The organism is Moraxella haemolytica, assembly GCF_030177935.1.
GTDB lineage: Bacteria > Pseudomonadota > Gammaproteobacteria > Pseudomonadales > Moraxellaceae > Moraxella > Moraxella haemolytica.
In genome coordinates this window covers 1,751,424-1,773,515 of the sequence record NZ_CP089974.1, presented here as the reverse complement: position 1 = coordinate 1,773,515, position 22,092 = coordinate 1,751,424, and the positions used below count along the sequence as shown (strand labels likewise).

Genomic DNA, 22,092 nt, shown 5'->3' with positions numbered 1-22,092 from the left:
CTTGATGTTGTGTTTCATTTGTTTTCTCCTGATAATAAAAAGCCCATCAGTGATGGGCGGTGATTGCGGTTAGATTTTTAGGCTTACTCCTAATCATAAACAAATTTAATGTTGTCATTATCGATAAAATCACCCAATAATATTACTCCTGATAAGCCACCCCTATTATTAGATAACACATAGTTAATAGTATGACGACCAGCACTTAAAGAAAAACTTTTAATGACTGAAGAGCTGTGTACAATACCGCTATACCATTTGCATTCCCCATCGACCCAACAGCCGAATTGGTCATCGCAAAAAATCAGCTTTTGCTTGATTGTCGTCTCTCTGTTAACCTCTACTCTCATCTGATATAGTACGCCAAAAGAGGATGTCGCATGTGGAGATGACACATGGTCAGATATACCGCCCCACGATGCTAAGATGCGTGAATAACTCATATCAGCATCAACATAATTATCTAAAGCAAAAACATCAGGGACACCCAAGAATGAATGAGAAATTTTATTTGTACTTAAGACAGGATTAAAATAATATGACCTATTAAGATGATAACAAGCATAGTGAGGAACGAATACATTGGTGCTTACATTTTCGATTCCGATTTTACCTGTTATTTTATCTGCTCGTACTTCACCCTCGAACACCCCTGATTTTGCTGTCATGTTGCCGTGTCTATCAACTAAGAAGCGATTGTTAATGTTGATTTGTCCACCATTGATGGTGGGTGCTGTGATTGATGTGTTTGCTGTGATTTTATCGCCGCTGATTGAACCTGTGGCAATAAAATCACCGTGTAAATACGCTCCTGCTGGCAGTCGCACACCGTTAACTACGGTCGGACGAGAGTAGACAACAAACGGCTTTTTGTTATCTCTTGGGTTGCCAATGTAGAAGCTATCAGCGTTAATGCCAAACTGGCTATTCACACGACCGTTTTGCAGTTCACTCATAAGACCATAACCGCTGATGACCCCATTGTTATCAACAGTCACTGCTTTAATCGCACGCACGCCATCGACTGACCGCTGTACATTTCTAATGCTTGTGGTCTGACCGTTTAGGGTGGTATCTAATTGTCCGATACGCTCTGACAATGCACGCTCTTTTTCAGCAAGTGTTCGTTTTACCTCATCAATCAATGCCGTGGTGTCGGTATGCTTGGCGAGTACGGCTTGGACAGACTGCCTTGAGCGTCGTGGCTGGCGGTAGAGTATCAGCTCATTGTTAGAGCCGTAAATCCTCCAAGCGAATTCGCCTACCCATTCATCGCCCACCTTGCGTAAGTCTCCGATTTTAGCTGAACCTGATGTGCCTGAATTATAGACAGCCACGGAGGTGAGGTTTTGGGCATTTTTTAAGCTGATTTTTACCCTTTGTCTTGCTGACAATTGCTCTTTGATTGGGTATCTGATACCCCAATCGGTTGATACTTTCGTCTCATCGCCACCAACAAGCAGGTTGTCGCTTAGACTGGTGAACTTGGCATTCATCGTCTCACGCATCTGATTGATGGCTTGTTCTGTGCCAACAATGCTGTCTTGAACAGTTTGAATTCTTGCGTTCAGCGTGTCATTGTTATGCTGCTGGTTGACCATCATCTCGCCCAATCGCCTTGTCAGGTTGCTTGTGCTGGTGGCAACATCTCGGATTTGGGTGGTGGTGTTGCCCAAATTTTGCCTGATGTTAGCGATTTCTTGACTTTTGGCATTTTTATCACGCATGAGCTCATCAATGCTGCGGTTTAACTGGGGCAATCGTGCGTTGGCTTGTTGCACCGCTTGCTCAATGCTAGGGATTTTGGCGTTGAACAGATTGATCTTGCCATCAAACGCATCAATCTTAGCAATCGGCTCCCTGAGTGTACGGTCTAGATGACTCTCACTGATCTGACCACTGATTAAGTCCAGCACTTTGGCGGCATCTGATGATGTCGTGCCACTTATCCAGTCTGTCCAATCTGATGTATTGCCGAGTTTATCTACAATTCTGGCACGGTAAAACTGGGTTAAGTTGCCTTGTAAGCCTGTAATCGTGTGGCTGTTGGTCGGATAACTAAATACCGCCAGCGTAGCAATGTTTGCTTGTCCGTCAGGGCTTATTTGAATCTCTGTATAATTGGTGTCTTCTGAGCCGTGGTTAAATATCCAGTCAAGGTACATACTAAACAGACCGCCTTTTACTTTAAATAAATACAGTTTTGGCGGTTTGCCTGTTTTGCCTGTGATATTGGTTAATTGGCTTGTGGTGGCTAGGCTTTCATTATCAAAGGCATCCACCGCACGCACTCGTGCTTGATAGTTGCCAGCATATACGCCATCAATATCAAGGCTTTGGCTGGCGATTTTTTGAGATTGCCATGCGTTGTCGTCTTTTCGCCACTCCACAATGTACGCCACCGCACCTGCCACCTGCTCCCAGTTGATAGACAGCGTGGTAATGGCTTGTCCTTGCACCGTGCGAGTGCTTGCGGTCAAGCTCACTGATTTGGGGGCGGATATTGTGGCGACTTTGAGCACGGTAAATGGCTCTTGAGTTACAATAGCTCCATTGTCCACCGCTTGATATTTTTGGCGGTTGTACTCTAAGGCAGTGATGTCAAAGGTGGCATCATCGTTTTGGGCAATGGTCAGCACTCTAAACTGCATAAGTTTTAAGTCATCACTGATAATCGCCCACACATCGCCTATTTCGCCCATTGCCTTGTCAAGCGTGAGTGTCTCGCCATGCACGGCGGTAATGGTGGCGGTGGCGATTTGTCCAAGCGTATTTAAGGTAATGATATCGCCCACTTTTCCTGCCGCCCTATCAAGCGTGATGATTTTTTGATTATCAGCCACCGCCACGATTTTGCCAGAGATGGCACGCCCTGCAAACACATTATCGGCAATGTTAATCACTTGCCCAACTTGGGGGATAAAGCCCATCAAACCTGTTTTAAAGCTCACCGTTTGTGTCTCTAACTGCTCGGCTTTTAACGCCCACAGTCCTGCTCTTTGTGCTTGTCCTTGTGATGTACAGCCAAAAGCTGAAATATCTAGCGTACGCACGCCATATTTGGCGATTGCCCCCTCATCAGGGATTAGCTCGTATTCTGTGGTAAAGTTATTCTCTGGATTGTCCCACGCCACTTTTGCCAAAGTGTGTCTATCCCTTGCTCGTGTGCCTGTATAGCTAAATTCGCCACCCACCACATTGGCAGGGCTAAAAGTGTAAACGGGCTCTTTGGGCGTATCGCTATCAACGACGATATTTTGTCCGTCCCAAAATGATAGTCCACGAAACACGCTTGCCAAGTTTTGTAAGACACGATATGCATCGTCTGCTTTTTGGATATAGACATTGCAGGTAAATCTTGGCTCTTTTCCGCCTTTGCCATCATCAACAAGTTCATCACAATATTGCCCAATCTGATACAGTCGCCATTTATCCACCATACCGCTTAAGCGTTCACCCAGTCCATATCGGTGATGCGTGCATAAGTCATAATACACCCAAGCTGGATTGTTGCTATAAGCAGGCTTAAAAGTGCCGTCCCATAAGCCGTTATAGGTGCGTGTCTCTGGGTTGTAGTTACTGGGCACTTGGATAATCTTGCCTTTTAAGCGTACCGCAATTTTAGCAATGTTATTAAAGGTTTTGGCGTCATAAGAGATGCCAAGCAGTGCCGTGCAAGGATAAGACAGTTTGGCGTCGATAATCTCAGTCAGTGCGTCAATGCTCATCGTATCAGCGACCAGTTCGCTATCACGATTAGGTGTGATACGACGAACACGAATTGTCCAGCGTTTGGCTGTGCCAGAGTTGGGCAAATCAATGCGGTGGGCTTTTTTATAGCCCTGTGATGCTTTACCACGCACGGTATCGGTCAAGACTTCAACAAAGCTGCCGCCATCTGTTTGTACATCAATAGCATAAGAAATGGCATAACCTGTAATGTCGCCATTTTCTTTTTGCTCTCTAAGAGCATTAAAGTTTAGACGCACACGCACCGCTGACAATTCACGGTTATTGATTTGTCTTGTCCAGTCTCTGTCGTGTCGTAACTCAACACCGATGTTGTGTTCGTTTTCAACAGCTGGAAAGCCTGCAATGTGGGTTTGGTCAAGCGTGCCTGTGCGAAACTCCCAAGACACGCCATCAAAGTTTGGCTGTCCGTTGTCATTGATGAGTGGTGTGTTCTCAAGAAGAATGGATTTGCCGTCGTCTGCTAAGCCTGCAATCTCGCCTTCACAAAGACCGTATAAGATTTGTGCATAGCCAGTAGAAACCAAATCATCGGTGGCGATGGTTGGTTTTCTTGCTTGACCTTTTTGTTTTTTTGAGCCGTGTATGTTCATATCTTTACTCTTAAACTCTAATACCTGCCGACACAATAAACCCACCCACTTCTCGCTCACCGTACAAAATGGGTACAGGATTGCCTTGTGCTACAGTCGTTACCGCACCACCAAAGCCGTTATTTGGCTTGTTGCCGTCTTCATTAGCAGGGTCTAGTTTGGGGGTGGGCATCAGTAGACTGGCAACACCGCCAATCATCAGACCCACACCAGCACCAATCAATGCTTGTGCTCCTGGCACAAGCACACCGACCGCCACCAACGCCGCCCCAGCCACCACTTGTAGCCAGCCCATTGCTTTGCCGCCACTACCCATGACTTTGGGAACGATGTGAATGTGGTTAGCAGTGGTGATGTCGTTAAGCTGATTTTCACCGATGTTGGTACGCTCGTTGCGTTTTTTACCGTTAAACACGGCAAAGCGGATGCCGTCTTGCTCAGCACGCATCATAAATGCTTTAAAAGCAGGGATTTGACAAGCAATCGCATGGCAGGCTTCTTTGGCACTTTTGACATCTAATTTAAAAAATCTGCCGAATTTTTTGGCAAGGATGCCGTGTAGTTGGATTGTTTTCATATTTTTTACCTTTTTTTACTTGACAAATTATAACTCTAGAAGTATAATAAGCACACCAACAACGCAAAGAGGTTTAAAAATGGCAAGTAGTAGAGAAGTCATTAAAATCATCAAAGCTGATGGTTGGTTTCAAATTAAGGCAAATGCTGGCAGTCATAAGCAGTTCAAGCACCCAACCAAAAAAGGACGAGTAACTGTACCAGACCCTAAAAAAGACCTTGATAAAGAAACCGTCAAAAGCATTATGATACAAGCAGGGCTAAGCGATTAGCCCTCAACTTGCCGACCTTTAAGGAGTCTTTTATGTTATATCCCATCGCTGTAAAACTAGGCAATGAACAAACCGCTCACGCCATTTTTTTTCCAGACATTCCGCATTTGGTATCTGCCTGTGATGAGCTTGATGACTTGTTGCATTGTGCAATCGAATGTATTGATTTGCATTTTAGTGGATTGGCAGAAGATGGCGAGGATATTCCTTTGCCCACAAAATTTAGCACGCATCAACAAAACCCCAAATATACAGGCTATATGTGGGCATGGGTTGATATTGACCTAGCCAAGTACAATACTAAAACCCATAAAATCAATATCACTTTGCCACAATTTTTAATCAATCAAATTGATGAAAAAGTAGCAAGTCATAAACATTTATATAAAAGCCGCAGCAACTATCTAGCACAGCTTGCCAGTCGTGATTTGGCATAGACTTTGATGTCGTACAATTAGAGCGGTGCGTTTTTGCCAACTCTCGCCATAAATCTCACGCTTGGATAATGCCGAATGTGGGTGATGCAATACTAGGCAATCACCCACACAATCGGGGGTATTTTCTGATTGCAATTTGCCATTACCGACAAAGATTAAGGCGTGATTGATGTGGTGGGTGCGACCGACACGGCATAAAATGACATCATGTTTTTGCAAATCATCCACCTGTGCAAACCCTGCTTTTGCAAAATTGGCTTCATACAAGGGTTCATGGTCGGCATTTTCCCACCATTCATCCACTCGATCAAAGTCGGGCAGTTCAATGGATAGTTCTCGCTTGTAATAATCACGCACTAAGCTGTAGCAATCTTGTACGCCATGATGATATTCACGCCCCAAAAGTGGGCTTTGATAAGTGGTGGGCTTATGGCGTTTGATGTCGCAGTATGTTGCCCCTGTAGGTGTTGTGCCAAGTCCGACAATTACCCAATCTATGTCATGTAGTCCCATTTGCACCTTATCCACTTCAGATGGCAACGGTTCGCCATCAGGGTGGCTGTGGACAATTGCCTGTATTTCGCCAAGCTTGGATAAGTTAATAAATTGATCAGGGTCAATCTCAAACGCATTGGCAGGATTGGGGGCGATGTTGGTACAAGGGTGGTATTGACCATCAATAATCACACCACAGCACTCGTTGGGGTAGTCGTCCCAAGCGTGGGTTATGATTTGGTCTTTAAGGGGTTTGGTTAGTCGCATAGTTTATCCAATAAAAAACCGCCCAAGTTGTACTTGGACGGCTGAATATGTGTTTATAATTCAATGGCTTATAAAATAAAAAAGCCAAATAATTTAATAAAATTACTTGACCTTATTTAAATACTAGTATATAATAAGCAACATCAAGGCAAGGTACTGGCATACCAAGCCTTGATAGGTTACCGCCACCGACCTGATTGAGTGGTGGCTAACTTGGAGATAGCAATGAATACGCTCGTTAAAGTATTTATCATTGTAACTCTGCTGTTAGTTAGCTTACCAGCCTACTAATGACAGCACCTAAGGGTAACGCCATAAGTGAGACCTACGGTGGGGGCGATGGAAACTAGCCCCATCTCCTAATTCTTATACTAACATATTTTAGGAAAAAGTCAAATGTCCGTCAGTCAATCCCACAAAAGAGCTACCAACACCTACCGCCAAAAGGCACTTGCCAACATCGCTCTTGTGATTAGCCACACCGAACCTGATATTTTAGATGCCTTAAATAAGATTATGGCTCATAAAGATTGTAGCAAGGCAATGGCAATCAAAACCGCTTTGGTTGAGTATGCCAAAACGCTTGACTAACCCACCAAACTACTGGCAGGAAAACCGCCAAATCGTTGTTCATTGTCTCTTAATTTACAATCAGATAAACGCCCACCACACCTGTCTAGTTCTGGGTTGTCGGTGGGCTTGCCATCTGTGGTAAAGCGGTTGGTGCCGATATAGCCACATTCTTCGCCACGATAACGACCACACACCGCCCAATGGCAGTAGCTGGTGATTTGACGCACTGGGATTTTTAAGCCCTCAAAGTCCACAGGGTTTGACAGCTCAAAGGTGGTGGTGGCATTGGTTTCTGATGTTTTTTGTTCAATGTACCAGTTTTGGATTTTATAATTTTGTTCATCAGCACTGGTCAGATATTCTGCTAATGTGTGAATGACTTTTAATTTAGCCCCTACAAAATCGCCATATCTAAGGCATAAAAAGCGTAAGGCTTGGGGTATGCCACCAATGTCGTTGTGGATTGTCAAAGTAGGAGCAGAAGCACGACCGTCAGAACGCACTTCTAATCCATCAGCTTTGACGGCAACAGCGATAAACTCTTGATTTTGCCAAGTGATAACACCCCCATTGTCTAAATGGTTATGCCCATGAAAGCGGTACACATCGCCGCCAAGTCGTCTGGCGTCCAGCTCGTACAAGGTGATCAAACCTTGTACGGTGCTTTGTTGTATGTCTGCATTAAAGCTCATAAGCGTTACTCGCTGTCTGCCGCTTCATCGCTGACATTTTCGGCAGTCTTGTCGGTAACTTCCACCGCCACGCCAAATTCGCCATTTTGATACACACAGGCAAAGGCGGTGATGGTTTTGTCGTTATTCCACCCTTTAAGTTGATTGAGCTGAGCCGTTGCCCATGCTAGAATCTCGGCACGAAAGGCGGTGGTGCGGTTACGCTTTAATACGCCATTGTCTTTTTCTCCATTGACGACTTCAAAGCCGTCATCTTCAGGATAATAGACGATTTCTACCTTGTTGGCTTTGTCGCCATATTGACTTTGCCAAGTGTCTACCTGCCAGATAAATGCTTGTAGGATTTGGGCTTCGGTGCGGTTTAGGGTGGTTAGGGTTTGGGTCATGGTTTATCTCCGTTAAAAAAATACCACCTTGCCAGGTGGCAAAAAATAAAACCCATTAAAATCAATGGGTTTTGGCTTGAGTTGTCAAATTTTACTTAACAACTTAAAAGGTTTGCTCGAATTTTAGGCTAATTTCCCAAAAGTTGCCTTTGCGTTGTTTAACATCATAATCTTGGCAAATGTATTTTTTGGTTTCGCCGTGCGGATTCGCCCAAAGAAAAGGCAGAATGCCTTTGTGTTCGTCCAAAAACGCCATCACAGGCTTGATGATGGTGGCAAGATCGCCTCGGATTGTGCCAGTCCAGTCGGTCGCTTTGTTGTTAATGCCAAAGCTGACCCGTTGGGCATAGCCATCACCAAACTGCGTCTTACTGACCGCATGGCGAGTGCTGGCAGACGCTCCCATGTTCATTTTCCAAGTGAAGGTTTTCATTGCATACCTCATTTAAAAAAACCCGCTAAATTGCGGGTTCTATTGATTATTCAGGTTTTCTAAAATCGTTTTGATGCAGCTCAAAGACAAAATCAATAATTGTGCTGTTAAGTCCACTTTCTGAATCAGTATTATTTATTAGAAGCTCTTTCACTTGTTGACTGTAATCGAGATAATCATCTAAATCAATTACATTCTTGTTCGCTAAATACTTCACAAGACTAGAAACCAATAATCTATTAGCTTGGCAGACATCCAAAGATACGCCTGTTAGCCCTTCAGCTACTGCTGACACTTCATCAATATTCATGATAGTCTCCTAGAAATTAAACCATTTTGCCCGAGTTCTTCTCGGACAACCTGTTGAGCTTCGGCACGCCCAATCTGTCTCATCATCTTGCCGATAGTAACCATCATATCACCATTTGGCATTTTTTGCACTTCGGCTTTTTCGCTGGTGTAATTGTTAATGATGACCTTCGTTTCACCTCGACCCTGCAAGCTGTTCAATTTATCATCTAAGGCTTTGGCGGTGTGCTTAGGCAAAACACGCTCGCCTTTTTCTAAGTTCCAAGTGCCTGATTTTGGCACGGACATGATGCCGTCGTGGGCTTGTCCGATGGGCTTGATGGCATTGACCATAGGCACCAAAGAGCCTGTCTCAGCCAGCGTCTTAGCAACAGCTCCCAGATTGGCAGGAAAAGGGGCTGACGCCCAAGCATTCGCCAGTGCCACTTTGTTTTGCATCAAGATGCGGCTGATGGCATAGGCTTTTTCAAGACCAAACGCCCATTTGTATTGTTTGCTTTTCTCACCGTACATCATTTTCATAAGGTCTGTTGTGCCAGCCAATAAGGCTTGGTTGCTGGATTCAGCAAGTTGTCGCTTCTTGGCTTCGTGCTGTTCAATCAGTGCCCTTTCTTGGCTTTGGTAAGTGGCAAGGTCAATCAAACCTTGCTCACGGGCTTCTTCAAGCTTTGCCTGCTGTTCTTCAAGCACCTTATCTAATACAGCCTTTTTTTGATACATTTGACTGACAAAATCAATACCACCACCAAAGCTTGTGAGGTTGGCGGTATTGATGGCATCGCCAAACACTTTTTTGTGCTTTAAATCATCAAACAGCTTGGTCAGCTCAGACACCTGCTCTTTGACTTTTTCAGCACCGACAATCTTGTCAATCTGACTGGCATCGTAGCCGTCTTTTGCCAAGTCATATACTAAGGCGGCGTGTTTGTCTTGCCAATTTGCCAAAATATGTTTATGCTTGGCGATGTCGTCGGTGGCAGATTTGACTTTTGCTAAGCGTTCAGCGGCTTTTAACTCATCTTGCAGGGCTTTGGTGCGGTCAAGATAGCTTTGCTTAATATCATCAGATACACCTTCATACTCTTTGGCGGTGTTTAACTGATGTTGCAATACTTCAAGTTCACTTTTGCCAACCAGTAGAATTTTTTCATCAAGCTCTGCGATTTTTTGTGTCAGATTATGGGTGTTTTGCTTGGCATTTCTTTGCTCAATCAGTGTTTTTAACCGATTAAAATTTTCATCGTTGATCATGGCGTAGTTGCTACGCTGTAATTCAAGCAAGCCAATCTCATCAAGCCCAATCTCAGCAATCTCTTGACGCACTTTTTGCAGGCGTTCGCTAAATTCCACCGCCTTTTGCATTCTGTCATTTTGCTCAGCCAAAAGTAACAGTTGGGCGGTGTCATGCTTGCCATATTTGCCAAAGGCAATGTCAGCGGTCAGCTCGGCAAAGGGGTTTTGTTGCAGTTTTAGCTTGCCAATAAACAGCTCACGGCTTAATCTTTGGAGCTCGCTTGTCAGTGCGTCTTTGGTTGTCTTAGCAAGCTTTTTGGCGGATTTTTCCACCATTGGGGCTTTATGATCAATGCCCAACGCCAAGCCTTCTGATACCCATTCGCCCAACGATTGCATCACCCGAGATGGCGAGTGAATGTCAAACGCACTTTTGACCGCCCCAATAACCTTGCCAGCGATTTCTTGGGCTTTATTAACAGCAGCAGTGATTTTCTCGCTCATGCCGTTAATCAAGCCTTGAATGGCATCACGACCCATCTGAATGAGTCGCTTACCCAAGTCTCTTAACGCACCTACGATGTCATCTTTGGCTTTTTTAGCAATTTGCACCGCTCTATCGAAGCCGTCTTTAAACGCCTGACGCACACCATTCATATCGCCACGCACAAGCGATTTAATCACATTAAAGGTAGTGGTAAAGATATTTTTAACGAGGGCAAATCCTGCATTAAACACGCTGGCAAATACGGTTAAGCCTGCGGTAAAAATGGCTTTAATTGCTGTCATCGCCGCTGATACGGCCGCTTTTACGCCATTCCACACGCTTTGAGCCACGCTTACCAAGCCATTCCAAGCACTTGAAAAAAAGCTTGCAACGCTTGTGATAATTGGCTTAATCGCATTGATGGCTGATTGCACGGCAGACTTAACGCTATCCCAAACACTCGTTGCGACACTGACAATGCCTTGCCACGCTGATGATACAGCAGATGACAAGCCTTGCCATGCCGCTACAACGGCGCTAAATACCGTCTGAGCAACAGCGGTGATGCCAGACCATGCCGCACTTGCAATGCTGGCAATACCGCTAAAGATGCTGCCAATATTAGCGACCATCTCTTGTACTGGTGCTGGCATACCGGCAAGCCAATTTGCAAAGGCTTGTTTGATGGCGACCCATGCGGTATTGACACTGCTAACAACGCTATCCCAAATACCACTAAACCACGCACCAATACCACCCCATACGCCTTGAATCCATTGCCATGCTTGGTCTGCATACTGCGGTATGGCGTTCCATACTTCAATGGCTTTGGCTTTGACAGTGTCCCAATTCATGTACAGGGCGACACCTGCGGCGACTAGGGCGGCAATCCCCAAAACCACAGCGGTCACAGGGAATCCAAGTGCCGCCAATGCCGCCCCAAACATTTTGACAGCACTGAACACATTAAAGATGGGGCTGATAATCACGGCAATCATTTTGCCGATTGACACCATCGCACCGATACCGCCTGTTACCGCCGTGAACGCCAACGCAAGACCACCCAGTGCCGCAATCGCACCCAGCACACCGCCTACAATGGCGGTGATGGTCGTAACCAGCTCTGGATTTTTTTGTGCCCAGTCGGTGATGCTTTTTATCACTGGTGTGATTGCCTCCATCGCTTGATTAAGCACGGGTAAAAACGCCGTACCAAAGGCGATTTTCATGGCTTGCATGTTGTTGTCAAACAGCTGCATTTGTGCTGCTGATGTGCCTGCCATGGATTCAAATTCCTCAAGCATGGAGCCTGCATAAGTAGCAGAGTCGCCCATCGCTTTTAAGTTCTTATCCACCGTATCGATGTTAGTAACCAGCTGTGAGATGGCAGCAATGGATTCTGAGCCGAAGGCGTCGTTTAGCACCGCCGCACGCATATGCTCTGGGACTTTTTGGACAGCTTCTAGTACTTTTCTGATGGTGCCTTCGCTGTCAGTCTGCATGTCTTTGGCGACTTGGTTGTAATCAAGCCCCATCTGAACGAATGCTGCCTTAGCAGACTTTGATAAGCTCTCGCCTTTGACGAGCTGTAGCGAGAAGTTTTTTAGGCTGGTCGCCGCCACTTCAGGGGCGATACCGACCATAGACGCAGTTAAGGCGGCAATGGTAGATGAAGAAATGTTCGCCATCTCAGCCAATGAGCCGATGCGTTGCACCACTTCCATGATGTGCGGTGCTGAGTTGGTGGAATTGTTGCCAAGGTAGTTAATCTGGTCGGCAAGCGTCTCCACTTCTGTCTGTGTCATGCCAAAAGACGCACGCATTTCTGCCATTGCTTTGCCTGCTTCTTCAGCCGTGATGTCAAACGCCACGCCCATCTTAACCGCAGACTCGGCAAAGCGTGTCAGCTCATCTCGTGCGATGCCAGATTGACCTGCTGCCTCCATGATGGCGGCAATGTCGGTCGCTGCCATCGGTAGGCGCTGCGATAAAGCGATGATGTCTTGCTCCATCTGCCTAAACTGCTCAGGCGTCTCAAAATCAATGACTTTTTTGACGCCTGCCATAGATTTTTCAAAATCTACAGCCGCTGTTACAGCACCCTTAATACCAACCGCCATCACGCCTAAGCCTACCGCTGCTACTTTTCCTGCGGTCTGCAAGCCTTGCAAGGCTTCACGGTTTTTTCGCTCAAATTTGTCCATTTTGGCGTGCATGTCTTGCACGGATTTTGAAAACTTGCCAAGCTGGTCATTAACCTTGCTAAGATTGCGGTCAAAAGCGGTGGTATTGGCTTCTAGGACGATTTGTAATTTTGAAATGACGGACATTGTTTTTTCCAATAAAAAACCGCTCAACAGAGCGGTTTAATTCCAAACAGTCCACAAAGGTGGACTTGATCTAACAAAAAAGTAGGTATTCACAATCTATTACTTTGGTTGATTCTCTTGCTTGTGTTGATTTTGTAATTCTTTGTAGGCTTTGCAAAACTCAATATAATAACCTATGGTGAAATGATACAGCACCACACCAATGATAAGTAAAGAAACGCCAGCGATTGGCATCAAAAAAATCAACACCATCGCAAAAACAAAAAGCAAAGAAAGCAAGAATAGCATTTCACGTTCCAAAACAGACAACGAATCGTCATGCCGAATCATAGCTGAAATTAACCAGTTATTCAACCATATTAAGTAAATATCTAATGCAAATAATGCTGTTTTTTGGCACGATGCTTATCAAGGAAATCTTGGGCTTGCTTACGCCTTTCGGCAAAAGGCATGAGACTACCTGTCGCCTGTTCGTTTAATGCATCAAAGATTAGCCCTGTGCTTTTGGATAGCTTAAAGAATTTTTGACTCAGTACATCAAGGCATCTTTGTAGCTCCCTGATTTCTGTGGTAACTCGGTCATACTCCATCAAGCCCACCGTCCGCCAAAAGGCATTGTAATCGGCGGTGTCAGATTTCCCCGCTGTCATCAATAAGCCGTGCAGATAGGCGATGGCGGGTCTGATGTCATTGATGTCAAGTTCGTCGGCACTTTTGATGTTAAACTGGTCATGCAACATTCCCCAGACATCTTTATGGCTAAGATTGGTCTGTTTGACAAATTTATTCACCGCCTGTATCAATGGTCGTCTGTCATCTACCGATGAAAAGCGTGGATTGATGGCAACACCTTCGTTCCAGTAGTCGTGTAGGACGGTAAAGCACTCTTCTTGATACTGCTCGACGATATGACGAATGTCGGCACGCACTTTTTGTGGATTGATGCTAAATAGCCAGCCGTTTAATTTTTTGATTGGCATACATAGCACTTCACGGATTTTTCCATCTTTGGCAACTGTGGCGATAACACCACAGTTGAATTTTGGATTGTTTAGCTTAGCTGATTGGCTTTTCCAATCCAATCCCATATTTTCTACAATGGGACGGACAGCGACATAATGCTCGCCATCTTTTTCTAGGGTGATAAGGGTGTCGTCATAGAATTTGACGGCTTGGACTTGATTTGACATAAAATGTCTCCTTTGAGTTTTTAGTTAGTATTACCCAAAATAGGGTAACGGGTCTCAACTACTGTACTCAAAGACACAGCGGGCATATTTCCCTTACGGGTGTTGTATTACGCCTCTCAACCCGTCATAAGACGAATGTGGCTATGCGTTTTTGTTCAACTGTGGTGATATGACCACAGTTTACAAATTACAGGCATAAAAATAACGCTCTGACGGGGCGAGATTTGATACCGCTTTGAGTTTTTAGTAGTAAGATTATACTAACTTAGGTTGATAAAAAAAGCAAGCGTTTTTGCTTGCTGGCTATAGGTAGTTGCCTTTATCATACAGGCAGGTATGGTCATCATAACCGCACCTGAATTTCTTACCCTTTTTCAAGCCGATTAAACATCGCAATCATTGCCGCCACTTCTTGTCGCACCTTGATTTTTTCTTGCTCTTTCTCAAAGACTTCACGCATCTCATCGGTCATTGGATTTGGATCAATGATCAAAAAATCATGCACGGATTTGTTCTTGTCGCCAGCTTGCAGATAGGCAAGCAAAGCAAAGCCTAAATCGGTGCGATAACCTCCAATAGGATCAATGGCATCATACGCTTGCCATTCGACAAGCTCGACCACCGTGAGTGTGCGTTCAAGCTCGCCCACCGTCTTACCAAGATGGGCGGCAAGCTTGAACAAAAAACGGCGGTCTTTATCGCTGATTAGTTTTTTTTAATGTCATCAAGTTTGGCGTCAAAGCCATTGATTTCACTAATTGCACCGACAATGGCGGTCATCTGTTCAGCGGTTAGATTGCCTAGTTCTTTGACATCGTTATCATTAAATAGGCGTTTGCCATTTTCATCGCACAGCGAATATGCCACCATGTACAGACTGGCGGTAACATTGTCAGTTTTCTCACCCTGTTTGGCAAGCTCGCCTTGTTCAGCGACTGTCAATTTTTTCAAGTAAACTTCGCCAAAGCCATTAATCTCTTTTAGGATGGGTGTTGTTGCGATGGCAGCTAAAATAGCAGCTTTAGTTAATGCGGTCATATTTTTTTCCTTTTTTTAGAACAAAAGCCCATCAATAGGATGGGCTTGGTGGTAAGTTGATTTAGACGGTGAGTTCTTTTTTAACTTCACCCGTGATGGTGATTTTGCCTTTTTTGCGAAGTTTCTTTTTGGTGTCTTCGCCATCGGTGGTCAGCTCAGCAATCATACCTTTAAATTCACGGCTTTCTGCTGGCGCTTCTACGAATTTATACTGAAAATACAGCTCTTTACCCGTATCAAAGCCCGTCTGTAGCAGCTGATGTGTCTCGTCATCAGGCAGTAGTACATATTCAAACTCAACCTCAGACTCTTCTTTAAAATCCACCGCTGCCTTGACTGTACGACGATCATCGGTGGCGGTGATTTCGTCCAGCACTTTGGCTTCGTTGGGCGGTGCCGCCTTGGTTAGGCGGTTGATTTTTTTAAAGGTGCCTGACGCGCCCGTCTCAGACACCCACAGCTGATAAAAGCTGTCTTTGGTATTTTCTGCTGACATTTTTTTACTCCTATTGCTTGATTGTGGTAAAATGGTGGATAAGTCTAACGACTGTCTTTAAATTTCTACTACTGTAGATCTGACATATTATTCTCCTGTCAGTTGGTTGGTGGTAAAAAAATCAATCTGGCAAAGTTTGCCAAAATTCGTATTCAATCAGCCCACGCCATAGCCCATCATCGTGCAAATAGGTCGTACCGCCATAGACGGACGGCTGTATGGTATCCAGTTTTCGCACGGCTTTGGCGGAAAGCTCAAGGGTGCTGTCATAGTCATTGGTATAAACATCAATCTGCACCCGCACCCACTCATGACCTGTGATGCCGTCTAGGGTGTTGTCTGGTAGATTGGAGATGATGCTATACACGACATAAGGCGGGGGCTTGTTTTCGCTCTCTGGCACGAACAGCGGATAACACCGCCCAGCGACCAGATCGGCTAATAGGCTGTATATGCGTTCGCTTGCGGTCATGAGATTTCCTTTGGCAATAAAAAAACCGCTCACAGGGAACGGTTTTAATTGAAAATGAATTAATTACTGGTCTTTATGAGCAGCACCAATCTTAATAACACCAGATGACGGATACACTTCAATAAAGTGCTTGATATCACCAATCATAATGCTCTCTGTTACTGCTTCTTGTGTTTTTAGGGCTTTATTAATGGCTTTTTCGGTCATCTCACCCACTTTTTGTGATGCTTGCTCGTTCGGTAAATCTGGGTGTAACACTTGCACGGTCGCACCCACCAGTAACAGCAAGCTCATCACACGCCCTTGTTCATCGCCTTCTCTGATTTTCATTTGCAGGCTCGTTGCAGACGCTTTGCCTTGCTCATTGACATTACCACTCCAGATGATACCTTCGCCTAAGTCCATATCAAAAGAAATACTGCCACTTTTTACATTAGCAAGCGTTGTCTCAACATTCATGACATCTTTGATTCTTTGATCGATGCCTCTGCCAAGTTCTTGCGGGGTCATACCAAAGTCAGCAACCAGTTCAGCTTCTTTTTCTGCTTGTTCTTTGGCGGCTTTTTCTGTCTCAGCTTTGGCTTTTGCGTCAGCTTCTGCCTGCTTGATGGCGTGTTGAGCTTCTTTTTCTGCCTTTTCGGTGGCAGCCTTAGCTTCTCGTTCTGCTTTTTGTTCTGGAGTCTCTAGGATTGCTCCAATCACACCAATCACAAATAGAATGCCAATGATGATAGCGATGATTTTAAAGATTTTTTTCATGATTTTACTCCTATTGTGTTTAACATCATACACAATCAGAAACAAAATAGCAATGATTAGCCCATAATCTTATCAATTCGCTCACCGAGCTTTTTAGCAAAGCGGACTTCTGCATTGGCATAGCCACCATCAAATGTCGGACGAAAAATGGGGCGTGGGGCTTGGTAAGCTGTGCCATATTCATTAAAAAACCAATAATACGCATCACCAAAAGTCTTGCCTGTATTTTTCGCCACATAAATGGCAATGGCTGCTCCGTCTATGTTGGCACTAACCCCTTTGGTTAGCCGTCTGCGTTTGATAGACTTTTTATAAAGTTCGGGATTTTGCATTTGGTATTTGCCCGTTCCCCGTTTGGCTCGTCGTCTGCGTTTTTTGCCGTTTTTATCAAAATAATAGCCATCGCCTTGACCACCTGACATATAGCGACGATAAGGGCCAGGACTAACAGGGGCTTTGGCTCTAATGGTTTTGTACATCGGCGTACTGGCGAACATCAAAGACGAATACAGCACACCGCCAGCATCTTTATTGCCCACCTCATCACGCAGTTGGTGTAGTTTTTTATTAAGCTCATCAATCCCCTTAATCTTCATCGGCAACCCCTTTTAGCACTAATGTGAGATATTCACGCCCACTGCCATTATCCGCCAAAGGCTCACCGACAATCTCATACATTCGCCCTGCATATTGCACACGCATGGTGCCATCAATGTCGGTGCGGTGGCGAATGGTGGCTCGTGCGGTGATGTTGACTTGCTCGGCTTGCCCTTTGATGATGTCTTTGACCGATAGGGGCGTAAACTGCCCCCAAAGGGTCAAGGTGTGTTCCCATTGTCCCACTTTGACCGCTCCTGTGGCGGAGCGAGTGGTAGATTGGCGGTAAAATTGCACACGGTGGCGAAGCTGTCCTGCACCGATTGCCATTTTACACCCCCATAAATCGGTATGGACTTAACAAAAAATCCACCGCATAGGGCATTTTGGCAATGTTTACCATATTTGCCCCCACCGTTTCACGGTTGGCATACCAGTGGGCGATGAGCATTAGGCAGGCTTGGTTGATGTCATCACTAAGCAAAATACAACGCTCTTTGTCGCTATCTATCGGTATGTCATCAAAAAACAGTGTCTTGTCGGTAAATTTTTCCACCGCCCGATATGCCGAATTGATGTAAAGCGTTAATAAAGGGTCTTCGTCATCGTGTTCAATTCGGCATTGATGTTTGACTTGTTCAAGGGTGATTTTGTTCATCTTTATTATCCAAGTCGCTCTCAGCTTTATTTTGTACCTTCGGCTCAGCCTTGTTCTTTGGTGCTGCCTTGGCTTTCTCGCCTGCGATTGGTTCAATTAATCCCATGCTAATCAGAATCTTGGCATCGTGTTCGTTGGTAACTTCTCGGCTCTCGCCTGCAAAGTATTGTTTATCGCCATAATGTTGGCGGATAACTTTATATTTCATCAAAAACCCCTAGTAAAAAACCCTAGAAATAACCACTTCTAGGGCTTTTGGTTGAGTTAAACTTTATCAGCCAAAGTGCCATGAATAAAGGCTTCGGGGCGATACACCGCCAACGCCAAACGCTCTTCAGCTAGGATAGTCACCAAGTTACGCGTAAAATCATCATTTTCAAAACCAACCATCACGGTCGAATCTTGACGGTCAAAGATTTGTGCGCCAAGGTCAAACGCACCTGTCAAGAATTTGCCCGCTTGCATTGCTTGGGTTGCTACCACAGGCAAGCCCCACAGCGTTGGCGTTGCTGTGCCTTGTGGATTGCCGATGATGTAGCGACCATTGTCATCTTTGGCAAGCTCAATCTTCGCCCAATCAATCGGGTTTAGTACATGACCACTTGCAGGGTATTCAGCCAACACCGCTTGCAACATAGCAAGGCGTAGCTGGTCGATGATGGTATATTTCGCCAGTGTTGCCTTATCGTTGAACGCTGTTGCTTGAGTGATGATACCTTTTAGATTGCCTGATAGTCCATCGCCATTGAGCAGCTGCTGTTCTTCCACCAGTTTTAGGCCATAGATTAAGCGACCATTGATGTGGCTTGCCAGTTGTGGTGCGTCATCCAAGATTTGGCGAGATGCTTTAAAAAAGTGTGCCAAGGTTGCCACATTGACTGTCTGCTCATCAAACTTAATGTCAGATTGTGCTTTTTTGTCACCTTCGTTTTGCTGAATGGCTGCACCATTAGTGAACCCAGTCTCACGCATATAAGTGATGGCGTTGCTTGAAGTTGAACCCGCCATCAACAAGTCGCGTACCGTCATTCGGCGATTAGGTGGCACAACAAGACCTGGTACTCGGTGGTCACTGATTAGCACGCCTGCTGAACCATTGGCGTCAGCCGTGGCTGATGTGATGTTGGCTTTGACTTCAAGTTTGGCTTGCTTGACACCGCGTGGGTCAGCCTGTAGCTGTTTTAAGGCTTCAGAATCGGCAAACTTCTCGCCAAGTGTACAAAAATCGGTATCATCAGAGCCACGGCGTGCGTCTTTTTGTTCCAGTTCATCAAGTCGCAATTTAATATCATTCATTGACACTAGGGCTTCATCAGCCTTGTCAATGGCGTATTGGGACAGCTTTTCATTATTTGCCATTTTGCCCTTAATATCTTCCGCCACTTCTTTGACATTGTCAGTAGCACGGGCAAACTCTTTGGCAAGTTCGGTGTAATTGGTGGTTTGGTCGGTCATAGATGTTTCCTATTAAAAAAGCCCTAGCGGTTAGTAGGGCGTTGGGTTGATTTAAAATTTAAAATGATTGGTTAATATTGGCAAGAATTTTTAAGGCGTTTTGTGCATCTTTGGCTTTTATCGCTTCGGCTTTGACACTTGATACGGTACTGTCTTCATTGGCAGGGAAGGTTACGATTGACACTTCTTTTAAGTCAATTTCCAACAGTTCAAGCACATTATCATCATCATTCCACGCCCACTTGTCGTTACGATAGCCGATAGACAGTCCGTCAATCGCCCCATTTTTGATGAGGGCGTAGGCTTCTTTTGCTTTGGCGACATCGTCAATGAGTAATTTACCTTCGCCAAATAGCCCCTTATCGTCTTCATACAGTTTTGTCCACACGCCAATGACTTCATTTCTGCTGTGTTGCCATAGGATTGGGGGCATCTTGCCTTTGGCTTGCCATTCGTTCAAAGAATTGACAAAAGCACCCTTCTTGACAATATCGCCATAACTGTCTTTGACATCAAAGACGCTACAATATCCGCTAAATGTGCCGTCATCTTGTAGGTTTTCGGCTTTAAATGAGAGTGATTTTGTTTGTAAAGTCATTCATTTCTCCCCAAATCTTGTAAATGCGTTAAATTCGTCTGTACGGTTAGCGTGTCGCCCCCGTCCAAAGGCGGTAGGTCTTCCAATTCTCGCACTTCGTTTCTTGTCAGCCAGCCGTTTTGCAATGCCGAAGTATAAAATGCCGACCGCCCATTACTATCCGCCCGTAGCAGTCCTTCCACGCTCCATCTGGGTTTATATTGTCCACGCTCGGCAGGGGTGAGCAGTTTTTTGACAATTGCCTGTTCAATTTTGACTAAAATAGGGCGGAGCGAATACATCAAAAAGCCCAAATTCATATTTTCCAAGCTACTTGCCCAACTGCTTGCCTTGTCGGTATGGTAAATAAGCTGTGGTGGCACGCCAAAGATACGGCATATTTCTTCAATGCCAAAATAACGACTTTCCAAAAGCTGTGCGTCCTGTGGGTTCATTCTTAGGCTATGCCCGCCCGCCACATCCATACCCGCCTCCAAAACCATGTATTTACCTGCGTTTTCGGGCTTGCCAAATTCGGTCAAATGCTTTCTTAGGCGTTCTCGCTGTTCATCAGTAAGTGTGTTTTCACCAACTTTCAAAAATCCGCCTGCTTTGAGCGAGTTTCTAAATTCGTGGGCGGTGGCGTTGTTGGCGTCCGTTTGCAGTCCAATCACCGATGATTGGTAGCTAATGGGCGACAACCCCACCAAGCCGTCCAAACTAAACCCCTTAATGTGCAAAATCTCATCAGCCACATAACGGGTATATTTGCCATTTTCTTGATAAATGTAGGTAATCAAGCCGTCTTTGCCTCGTGATACGCTCATTTGTTCGGGATTTAGCACATCTAGGGCGATGATGTGATTGGTTTTTTTATGGCGGATAATGAGTGCATAGGCATTGCCCCACAAATCAAGACTTGCCACCATACTTTCCCAAAACTCGCTTGCCGTCATATCGGCATTGGGGCTGTCGTGTAGTAGCCGATACAAAAGGTGCTGGTCGGCTGTCTTTTTGTCTTTGCCATATAGATGTAGGGGTAAAGAGCCGATGACTTGACTTCTTAGGCGTACACACGCCCACACCGCAGACAGTTTAAGGGCAGTTTCGGCATTGATGGCGTTGCCACTTGCCGATGTTGTGCCGATAAAGGGGTCGGACTGTTGCCCTTTATCAAGGCGTGAACGCCCGAAAAGTGAGCCGAGCCAACCAAAAAAATTCATTTTATTTTCCTTTTTGCGATAAAAAAAACCGCTCAAAAAGCGGTTAAAATCAAAAAAATCACTTGTAATTATAATACAATGTATTATAATACATTGTATTAAATCAGAGATAAACCGCCATGTACACGATTGCCGAAACCGATGATTTTATCGCCCAATCCAAAGCTGTTTGGAGTGATGACGAAAAAAGCGATTTCATTACTTTTTTGTCCACCAACCCTTTGGCAGGCGATGTTATCCCAAAAACAGGCGGATTTCGCAAACTGCGTTGGTCTGCCAAAGGCAAGGGCAAACAAGGCGGTGTGCGTGTGATTTACTACAACTTTTTAGAAAATGGTATGATTGTTTGCTTTTCGGTCTATGCCAAAAACCAACAAGAAAACATCTCCCCTAATACCTTAAAAGGAAAGAAACAATGACCCTACCAAAGTTTGACAACATGGACGCAATCGTCCAAGCCATTATTGACGATGACCCAGATGCCGAAGTTGTGCGTGAGAGCCTAACTCGTTCTATTGAACAGTTTAATAAAGGACAATATCTCATTAACCCTGCCACCATCAGACAACAAAACAACCTATCTCAAAGCCAATTTGCAAAAGCCATTGGCATTTCGGTCAATACCCTAAAATCGTGGGAGCAGGGACAAAGACAGCCAAGCGGTTCGGCTCGTGTGCTTTTAGATTTGCTTGCCAAACGCCCAGAACTCATTGGCGAGCTTGCTACGGCGTAATTTGGGCAACAAAAAAGGCAACTACCCAAAACGGATAATCGCCTTATTGACACTTAATGCC

The 22,092-nt window shown here is 45.0% G+C and carries 26 protein-coding genes; 5 read left to right on the top strand and 21 right to left on the bottom strand.

The window, feature by feature from the left end:
- Nucleotides 1-89: 89 nt before the first annotated feature.
- Both gpJ and LU276_RS08490 read right to left on the bottom strand, forming a co-directional pair.
- The gene (gene gpJ / locus LU276_RS08495; RefSeq protein ID WP_284673413.1) at nucleotides 90-4,343 is read right to left on the bottom strand and encodes a TipJ family phage tail tip protein; all 4,254 of its coding nucleotides are present in this window, start codon (nucleotides 4,341-4,343) and stop codon (nucleotides 90-92) included.
- Nucleotides 4,344-4,353: 10 nt separating this feature from the next.
- On the bottom strand, nucleotides 4,354-4,920 hold the full coding sequence (locus LU276_RS08490; RefSeq protein WP_284673412.1) for a tail assembly protein: 567 nt from the start codon (nucleotides 4,918-4,920) through the stop codon (nucleotides 4,354-4,356).
- A 79-nt stretch (nucleotides 4,921-4,999) separates the two neighbouring features.
- On the opposite strand from LU276_RS08490, the gene LU276_RS08485 reads away from it, so the two are divergent.
- A complete protein-coding gene (locus LU276_RS08485; RefSeq protein WP_284673411.1) occupies nucleotides 5,000-5,191 on the top strand; it encodes a type II toxin-antitoxin system HicA family toxin in 192 nt (63 codons plus the stop codon).
- 32 nt (nucleotides 5,192-5,223) lie between these two features.
- Complete coding sequence (locus LU276_RS08480; RefSeq protein ID WP_284673410.1) at nucleotides 5,224-5,628, top strand: type II toxin-antitoxin system HicB family antitoxin; 405 nt, start codon at nucleotides 5,224-5,226, stop codon at nucleotides 5,626-5,628.
- On the opposite strand, the gene LU276_RS08475 is transcribed toward LU276_RS08480, so the two are convergent.
- Nucleotides 5,596-6,390 (bottom strand): C40 family peptidase, encoded by a 795-nt coding sequence (locus LU276_RS08475; RefSeq protein ID WP_284673409.1) that lies wholly within the window; start codon nucleotides 6,388-6,390, stop codon nucleotides 5,596-5,598. The genes LU276_RS08480 and LU276_RS08475 overlap by 33 nt on opposite strands.
- Before the next feature lie 396 nt (nucleotides 6,391-6,786).
- Between LU276_RS08475 and LU276_RS08470 the strand changes: the two genes are divergently transcribed.
- On the top strand, nucleotides 6,787-6,981 hold the full coding sequence (locus tag LU276_RS08470) for a hypothetical protein (protein WP_284673408.1): 195 nt from the start codon (nucleotides 6,787-6,789) through the stop codon (nucleotides 6,979-6,981).
- On the opposite strand, the gene LU276_RS08465 is transcribed toward LU276_RS08470, so the two are convergent.
- The 18 genes from LU276_RS08465 to LU276_RS08380 all read right to left on the bottom strand — a co-directional run bounded on the left by LU276_RS08465 (nucleotide 6,978) and on the right by LU276_RS08380 (nucleotide 21,298).
- Entirely contained in the window at nucleotides 6,978-7,655 is a 678-nt protein-coding gene (locus LU276_RS08465; RefSeq protein WP_284673407.1) for a phage minor tail protein L, read from the bottom strand. The two genes, LU276_RS08470 and LU276_RS08465, sit on opposite strands and share 4 nt — an antisense overlap.
- A 5-nt stretch (nucleotides 7,656-7,660) precedes the next feature.
- Nucleotides 7,661-8,041, bottom strand: a complete 381-nt coding sequence (locus LU276_RS08460; RefSeq protein WP_284673406.1) for a hypothetical protein — start codon at nucleotides 8,039-8,041, stop codon at nucleotides 7,661-7,663.
- Between the two features lie 103 nt (nucleotides 8,042-8,144).
- Nucleotides 8,145-8,474: a phage tail protein gene (locus tag LU276_RS08455; RefSeq protein WP_284673405.1), complete on the bottom strand. Its 330-nt coding sequence runs from the start codon at nucleotides 8,472-8,474 to the stop codon at nucleotides 8,145-8,147.
- 46 nt (nucleotides 8,475-8,520) lie between these two features.
- Nucleotides 8,521-8,784: a hypothetical protein gene (locus LU276_RS08450; RefSeq protein WP_284673404.1), complete on the bottom strand. Its 264-nt coding sequence runs from the start codon at nucleotides 8,782-8,784 to the stop codon at nucleotides 8,521-8,523.
- Nucleotides 8,781-12,833, bottom strand: a complete 4,053-nt coding sequence (locus LU276_RS08445) for a phage tail tape measure protein (protein ID WP_284673403.1) — start codon at nucleotides 12,831-12,833, stop codon at nucleotides 8,781-8,783. The genes LU276_RS08450 and LU276_RS08445 overlap by 4 nt, the downstream gene beginning before the upstream one ends.
- Nucleotides 12,834-13,204: 371 nt before the next feature.
- Nucleotides 13,205-14,023, bottom strand: a complete 819-nt coding sequence (locus LU276_RS08440; RefSeq protein ID WP_284673402.1) for a phage antirepressor N-terminal domain-containing protein — start codon at nucleotides 14,021-14,023, stop codon at nucleotides 13,205-13,207.
- 364 nt (nucleotides 14,024-14,387) lie between these two features.
- On the bottom strand, nucleotides 14,388-14,705 hold the full coding sequence (locus tag LU276_RS08435; protein ID WP_284673401.1) for a phage tail assembly protein T: 318 nt from the start codon (nucleotides 14,703-14,705) through the stop codon (nucleotides 14,388-14,390).
- Between the two features lie 23 nt (nucleotides 14,706-14,728).
- A complete protein-coding gene (locus LU276_RS08430) occupies nucleotides 14,729-15,061 on the bottom strand; it encodes a phage tail assembly chaperone family protein, TAC (RefSeq protein WP_284673400.1) in 333 nt (110 codons plus the stop codon).
- A gap of 61 nt (nucleotides 15,062-15,122) precedes the next feature.
- A complete protein-coding gene (locus tag LU276_RS08425) occupies nucleotides 15,123-15,557 on the bottom strand; it encodes a hypothetical protein (protein ID WP_284673399.1) in 435 nt (144 codons plus the stop codon).
- A gap of 121 nt (nucleotides 15,558-15,678) precedes the next feature.
- The gene (gene gp17 / locus LU276_RS08420; protein WP_284673398.1) at nucleotides 15,679-16,029 is read right to left on the bottom strand and encodes a tail completion protein gp17; all 351 of its coding nucleotides are present in this window, start codon (nucleotides 16,027-16,029) and stop codon (nucleotides 15,679-15,681) included.
- Nucleotides 16,030-16,092: 63 nt separating this feature from the next.
- The gene (locus LU276_RS08415) at nucleotides 16,093-16,788 is read right to left on the bottom strand and encodes a hypothetical protein (RefSeq protein ID WP_284673397.1); all 696 of its coding nucleotides are present in this window, start codon (nucleotides 16,786-16,788) and stop codon (nucleotides 16,093-16,095) included.
- Nucleotides 16,789-16,844: 56 nt separating this feature from the next.
- Nucleotides 16,845-17,384: an HK97-gp10 family putative phage morphogenesis protein gene (locus tag LU276_RS08410; protein ID WP_284673396.1), complete on the bottom strand. Its 540-nt coding sequence runs from the start codon at nucleotides 17,382-17,384 to the stop codon at nucleotides 16,845-16,847.
- Nucleotides 17,374-17,715 carry a phage head closure protein gene (locus LU276_RS08405; RefSeq protein ID WP_284673395.1) on the bottom strand — a complete coding sequence of 114 codons (342 nt, stop codon included), beginning with the start codon at nucleotides 17,713-17,715 and terminating at the stop codon, nucleotides 17,374-17,376. The genes LU276_RS08410 and LU276_RS08405 overlap by 11 nt, the downstream gene beginning before the upstream one ends.
- Nucleotide 17,716: 1 nt before the next feature.
- Nucleotides 17,717-18,043, bottom strand: a complete 327-nt coding sequence (locus LU276_RS08400; protein ID WP_284673394.1) for a head-tail connector protein — start codon at nucleotides 18,041-18,043, stop codon at nucleotides 17,717-17,719.
- Entirely contained in the window at nucleotides 18,024-18,251 is a 228-nt protein-coding gene (locus LU276_RS08395) for a hypothetical protein (protein ID WP_284673393.1), read from the bottom strand. Before LU276_RS08395 ends, LU276_RS08400 begins: the two co-directional genes overlap by 20 nt.
- Nucleotides 18,252-18,307: 56 nt before the next feature.
- Nucleotides 18,308-19,498: a phage major capsid protein gene (locus LU276_RS08390; RefSeq protein WP_284673392.1), complete on the bottom strand. Its 1,191-nt coding sequence runs from the start codon at nucleotides 19,496-19,498 to the stop codon at nucleotides 18,308-18,310.
- 58 nt (nucleotides 19,499-19,556) lie between these two features.
- Nucleotides 19,557-20,096 carry an HK97 family phage prohead protease gene (locus LU276_RS08385; RefSeq protein WP_284673391.1) on the bottom strand — a complete coding sequence of 180 codons (540 nt, stop codon included), beginning with the start codon at nucleotides 20,094-20,096 and terminating at the stop codon, nucleotides 19,557-19,559.
- On the bottom strand, nucleotides 20,093-21,298 hold the full coding sequence (locus tag LU276_RS08380; protein WP_284673390.1) for a phage portal protein: 1,206 nt from the start codon (nucleotides 21,296-21,298) through the stop codon (nucleotides 20,093-20,095). The genes LU276_RS08385 and LU276_RS08380 overlap by 4 nt, the downstream gene beginning before the upstream one ends.
- Nucleotides 21,299-21,417: 119 nt before the next feature.
- Between LU276_RS08380 and LU276_RS08375 the strand changes: the two genes are divergently transcribed.
- Entirely contained in the window at nucleotides 21,418-21,717 is a 300-nt protein-coding gene (locus LU276_RS08375) for a type II toxin-antitoxin system RelE/ParE family toxin (RefSeq protein WP_284673389.1), read from the top strand.
- Nucleotides 21,714-22,031 carry a helix-turn-helix domain-containing protein gene (locus LU276_RS08370; RefSeq protein ID WP_284673388.1) on the top strand — a complete coding sequence of 106 codons (318 nt, stop codon included), beginning with the start codon at nucleotides 21,714-21,716 and terminating at the stop codon, nucleotides 22,029-22,031. Before LU276_RS08375 ends, LU276_RS08370 begins: the two co-directional genes overlap by 4 nt.
- The last annotated feature ends 61 nt before the right edge of the window (nucleotides 22,032-22,092 follow it).

Coding starts and splice junctions, on each gene's coding strand:
- gpJ (WP_284673413.1), bottom strand. CDS start 4,343: ATGAACATACACGGCTCAAAAAAACAAAAAGGTCAAGCAAGAAAACCA.
- LU276_RS08490 (WP_284673412.1), bottom strand. CDS start 4,920: ATGAAAACAATCCAACTACACGGCATCCTTGCCAAAAAATTCGGCAGA.
- LU276_RS08485 (WP_284673411.1), top strand. CDS start 5,000: ATGGCAAGTAGTAGAGAAGTCATTAAAATCATCAAAGCTGATGGTTGG.
- LU276_RS08480 (WP_284673410.1), top strand. CDS start 5,224: ATGTTATATCCCATCGCTGTAAAACTAGGCAATGAACAAACCGCTCAC.
- LU276_RS08475 (WP_284673409.1), bottom strand. CDS start 6,390: ATGCGACTAACCAAACCCCTTAAAGACCAAATCATAACCCACGCTTGG.
- LU276_RS08470 (WP_284673408.1), top strand. CDS start 6,787: ATGTCCGTCAGTCAATCCCACAAAAGAGCTACCAACACCTACCGCCAA.
- LU276_RS08465 (WP_284673407.1), bottom strand. CDS start 7,655: ATGAGCTTTAATGCAGACATACAACAAAGCACCGTACAAGGTTTGATC.
- LU276_RS08460 (WP_284673406.1), bottom strand. CDS start 8,041: ATGACCCAAACCCTAACCACCCTAAACCGCACCGAAGCCCAAATCCTA.
- LU276_RS08455 (WP_284673405.1), bottom strand. CDS start 8,474: ATGAAAACCTTCACTTGGAAAATGAACATGGGAGCGTCTGCCAGCACT.
- LU276_RS08450 (WP_284673404.1), bottom strand. CDS start 8,784: ATGAATATTGATGAAGTGTCAGCAGTAGCTGAAGGGCTAACAGGCGTA.
- LU276_RS08445 (WP_284673403.1), bottom strand. CDS start 12,833: ATGTCCGTCATTTCAAAATTACAAATCGTCCTAGAAGCCAATACCACC.
- LU276_RS08440 (WP_284673402.1), bottom strand. CDS start 14,023: ATGTCAAATCAAGTCCAAGCCGTCAAATTCTATGACGACACCCTTATC.
- LU276_RS08430 (WP_284673400.1), bottom strand. CDS start 15,061: ATGACCGCATTAACTAAAGCTGCTATTTTAGCTGCCATCGCAACAACA.
- LU276_RS08425 (WP_284673399.1), bottom strand. CDS start 15,557: ATGTCAGCAGAAAATACCAAAGACAGCTTTTATCAGCTGTGGGTGTCT.
- gp17 (WP_284673398.1), bottom strand. CDS start 16,029: ATGACCGCAAGCGAACGCATATACAGCCTATTAGCCGATCTGGTCGCT.
- LU276_RS08415 (WP_284673397.1), bottom strand. CDS start 16,788: ATGAAAAAAATCTTTAAAATCATCGCTATCATCATTGGCATTCTATTT.
- LU276_RS08410 (WP_284673396.1), bottom strand. CDS start 17,384: ATGAAGATTAAGGGGATTGATGAGCTTAATAAAAAACTACACCAACTG.
- LU276_RS08405 (WP_284673395.1), bottom strand. CDS start 17,715: ATGGCAATCGGTGCAGGACAGCTTCGCCACCGTGTGCAATTTTACCGC.
- LU276_RS08400 (WP_284673394.1), bottom strand. CDS start 18,043: ATGAACAAAATCACCCTTGAACAAGTCAAACATCAATGCCGAATTGAA.
- LU276_RS08395 (WP_284673393.1), bottom strand. CDS start 18,251: ATGAAATATAAAGTTATCCGCCAACATTATGGCGATAAACAATACTTT.
- LU276_RS08390 (WP_284673392.1), bottom strand. CDS start 19,498: ATGACCGACCAAACCACCAATTACACCGAACTTGCCAAAGAGTTTGCC.
- LU276_RS08385 (WP_284673391.1), bottom strand. CDS start 20,096: ATGACTTTACAAACAAAATCACTCTCATTTAAAGCCGAAAACCTACAA.
- LU276_RS08380 (WP_284673390.1), bottom strand. CDS start 21,298: ATGAATTTTTTTGGTTGGCTCGGCTCACTTTTCGGGCGTTCACGCCTT.
- LU276_RS08375 (WP_284673389.1), top strand. CDS start 21,418: ATGTACACGATTGCCGAAACCGATGATTTTATCGCCCAATCCAAAGCT.
- LU276_RS08370 (WP_284673388.1), top strand. CDS start 21,714: ATGACCCTACCAAAGTTTGACAACATGGACGCAATCGTCCAAGCCATT.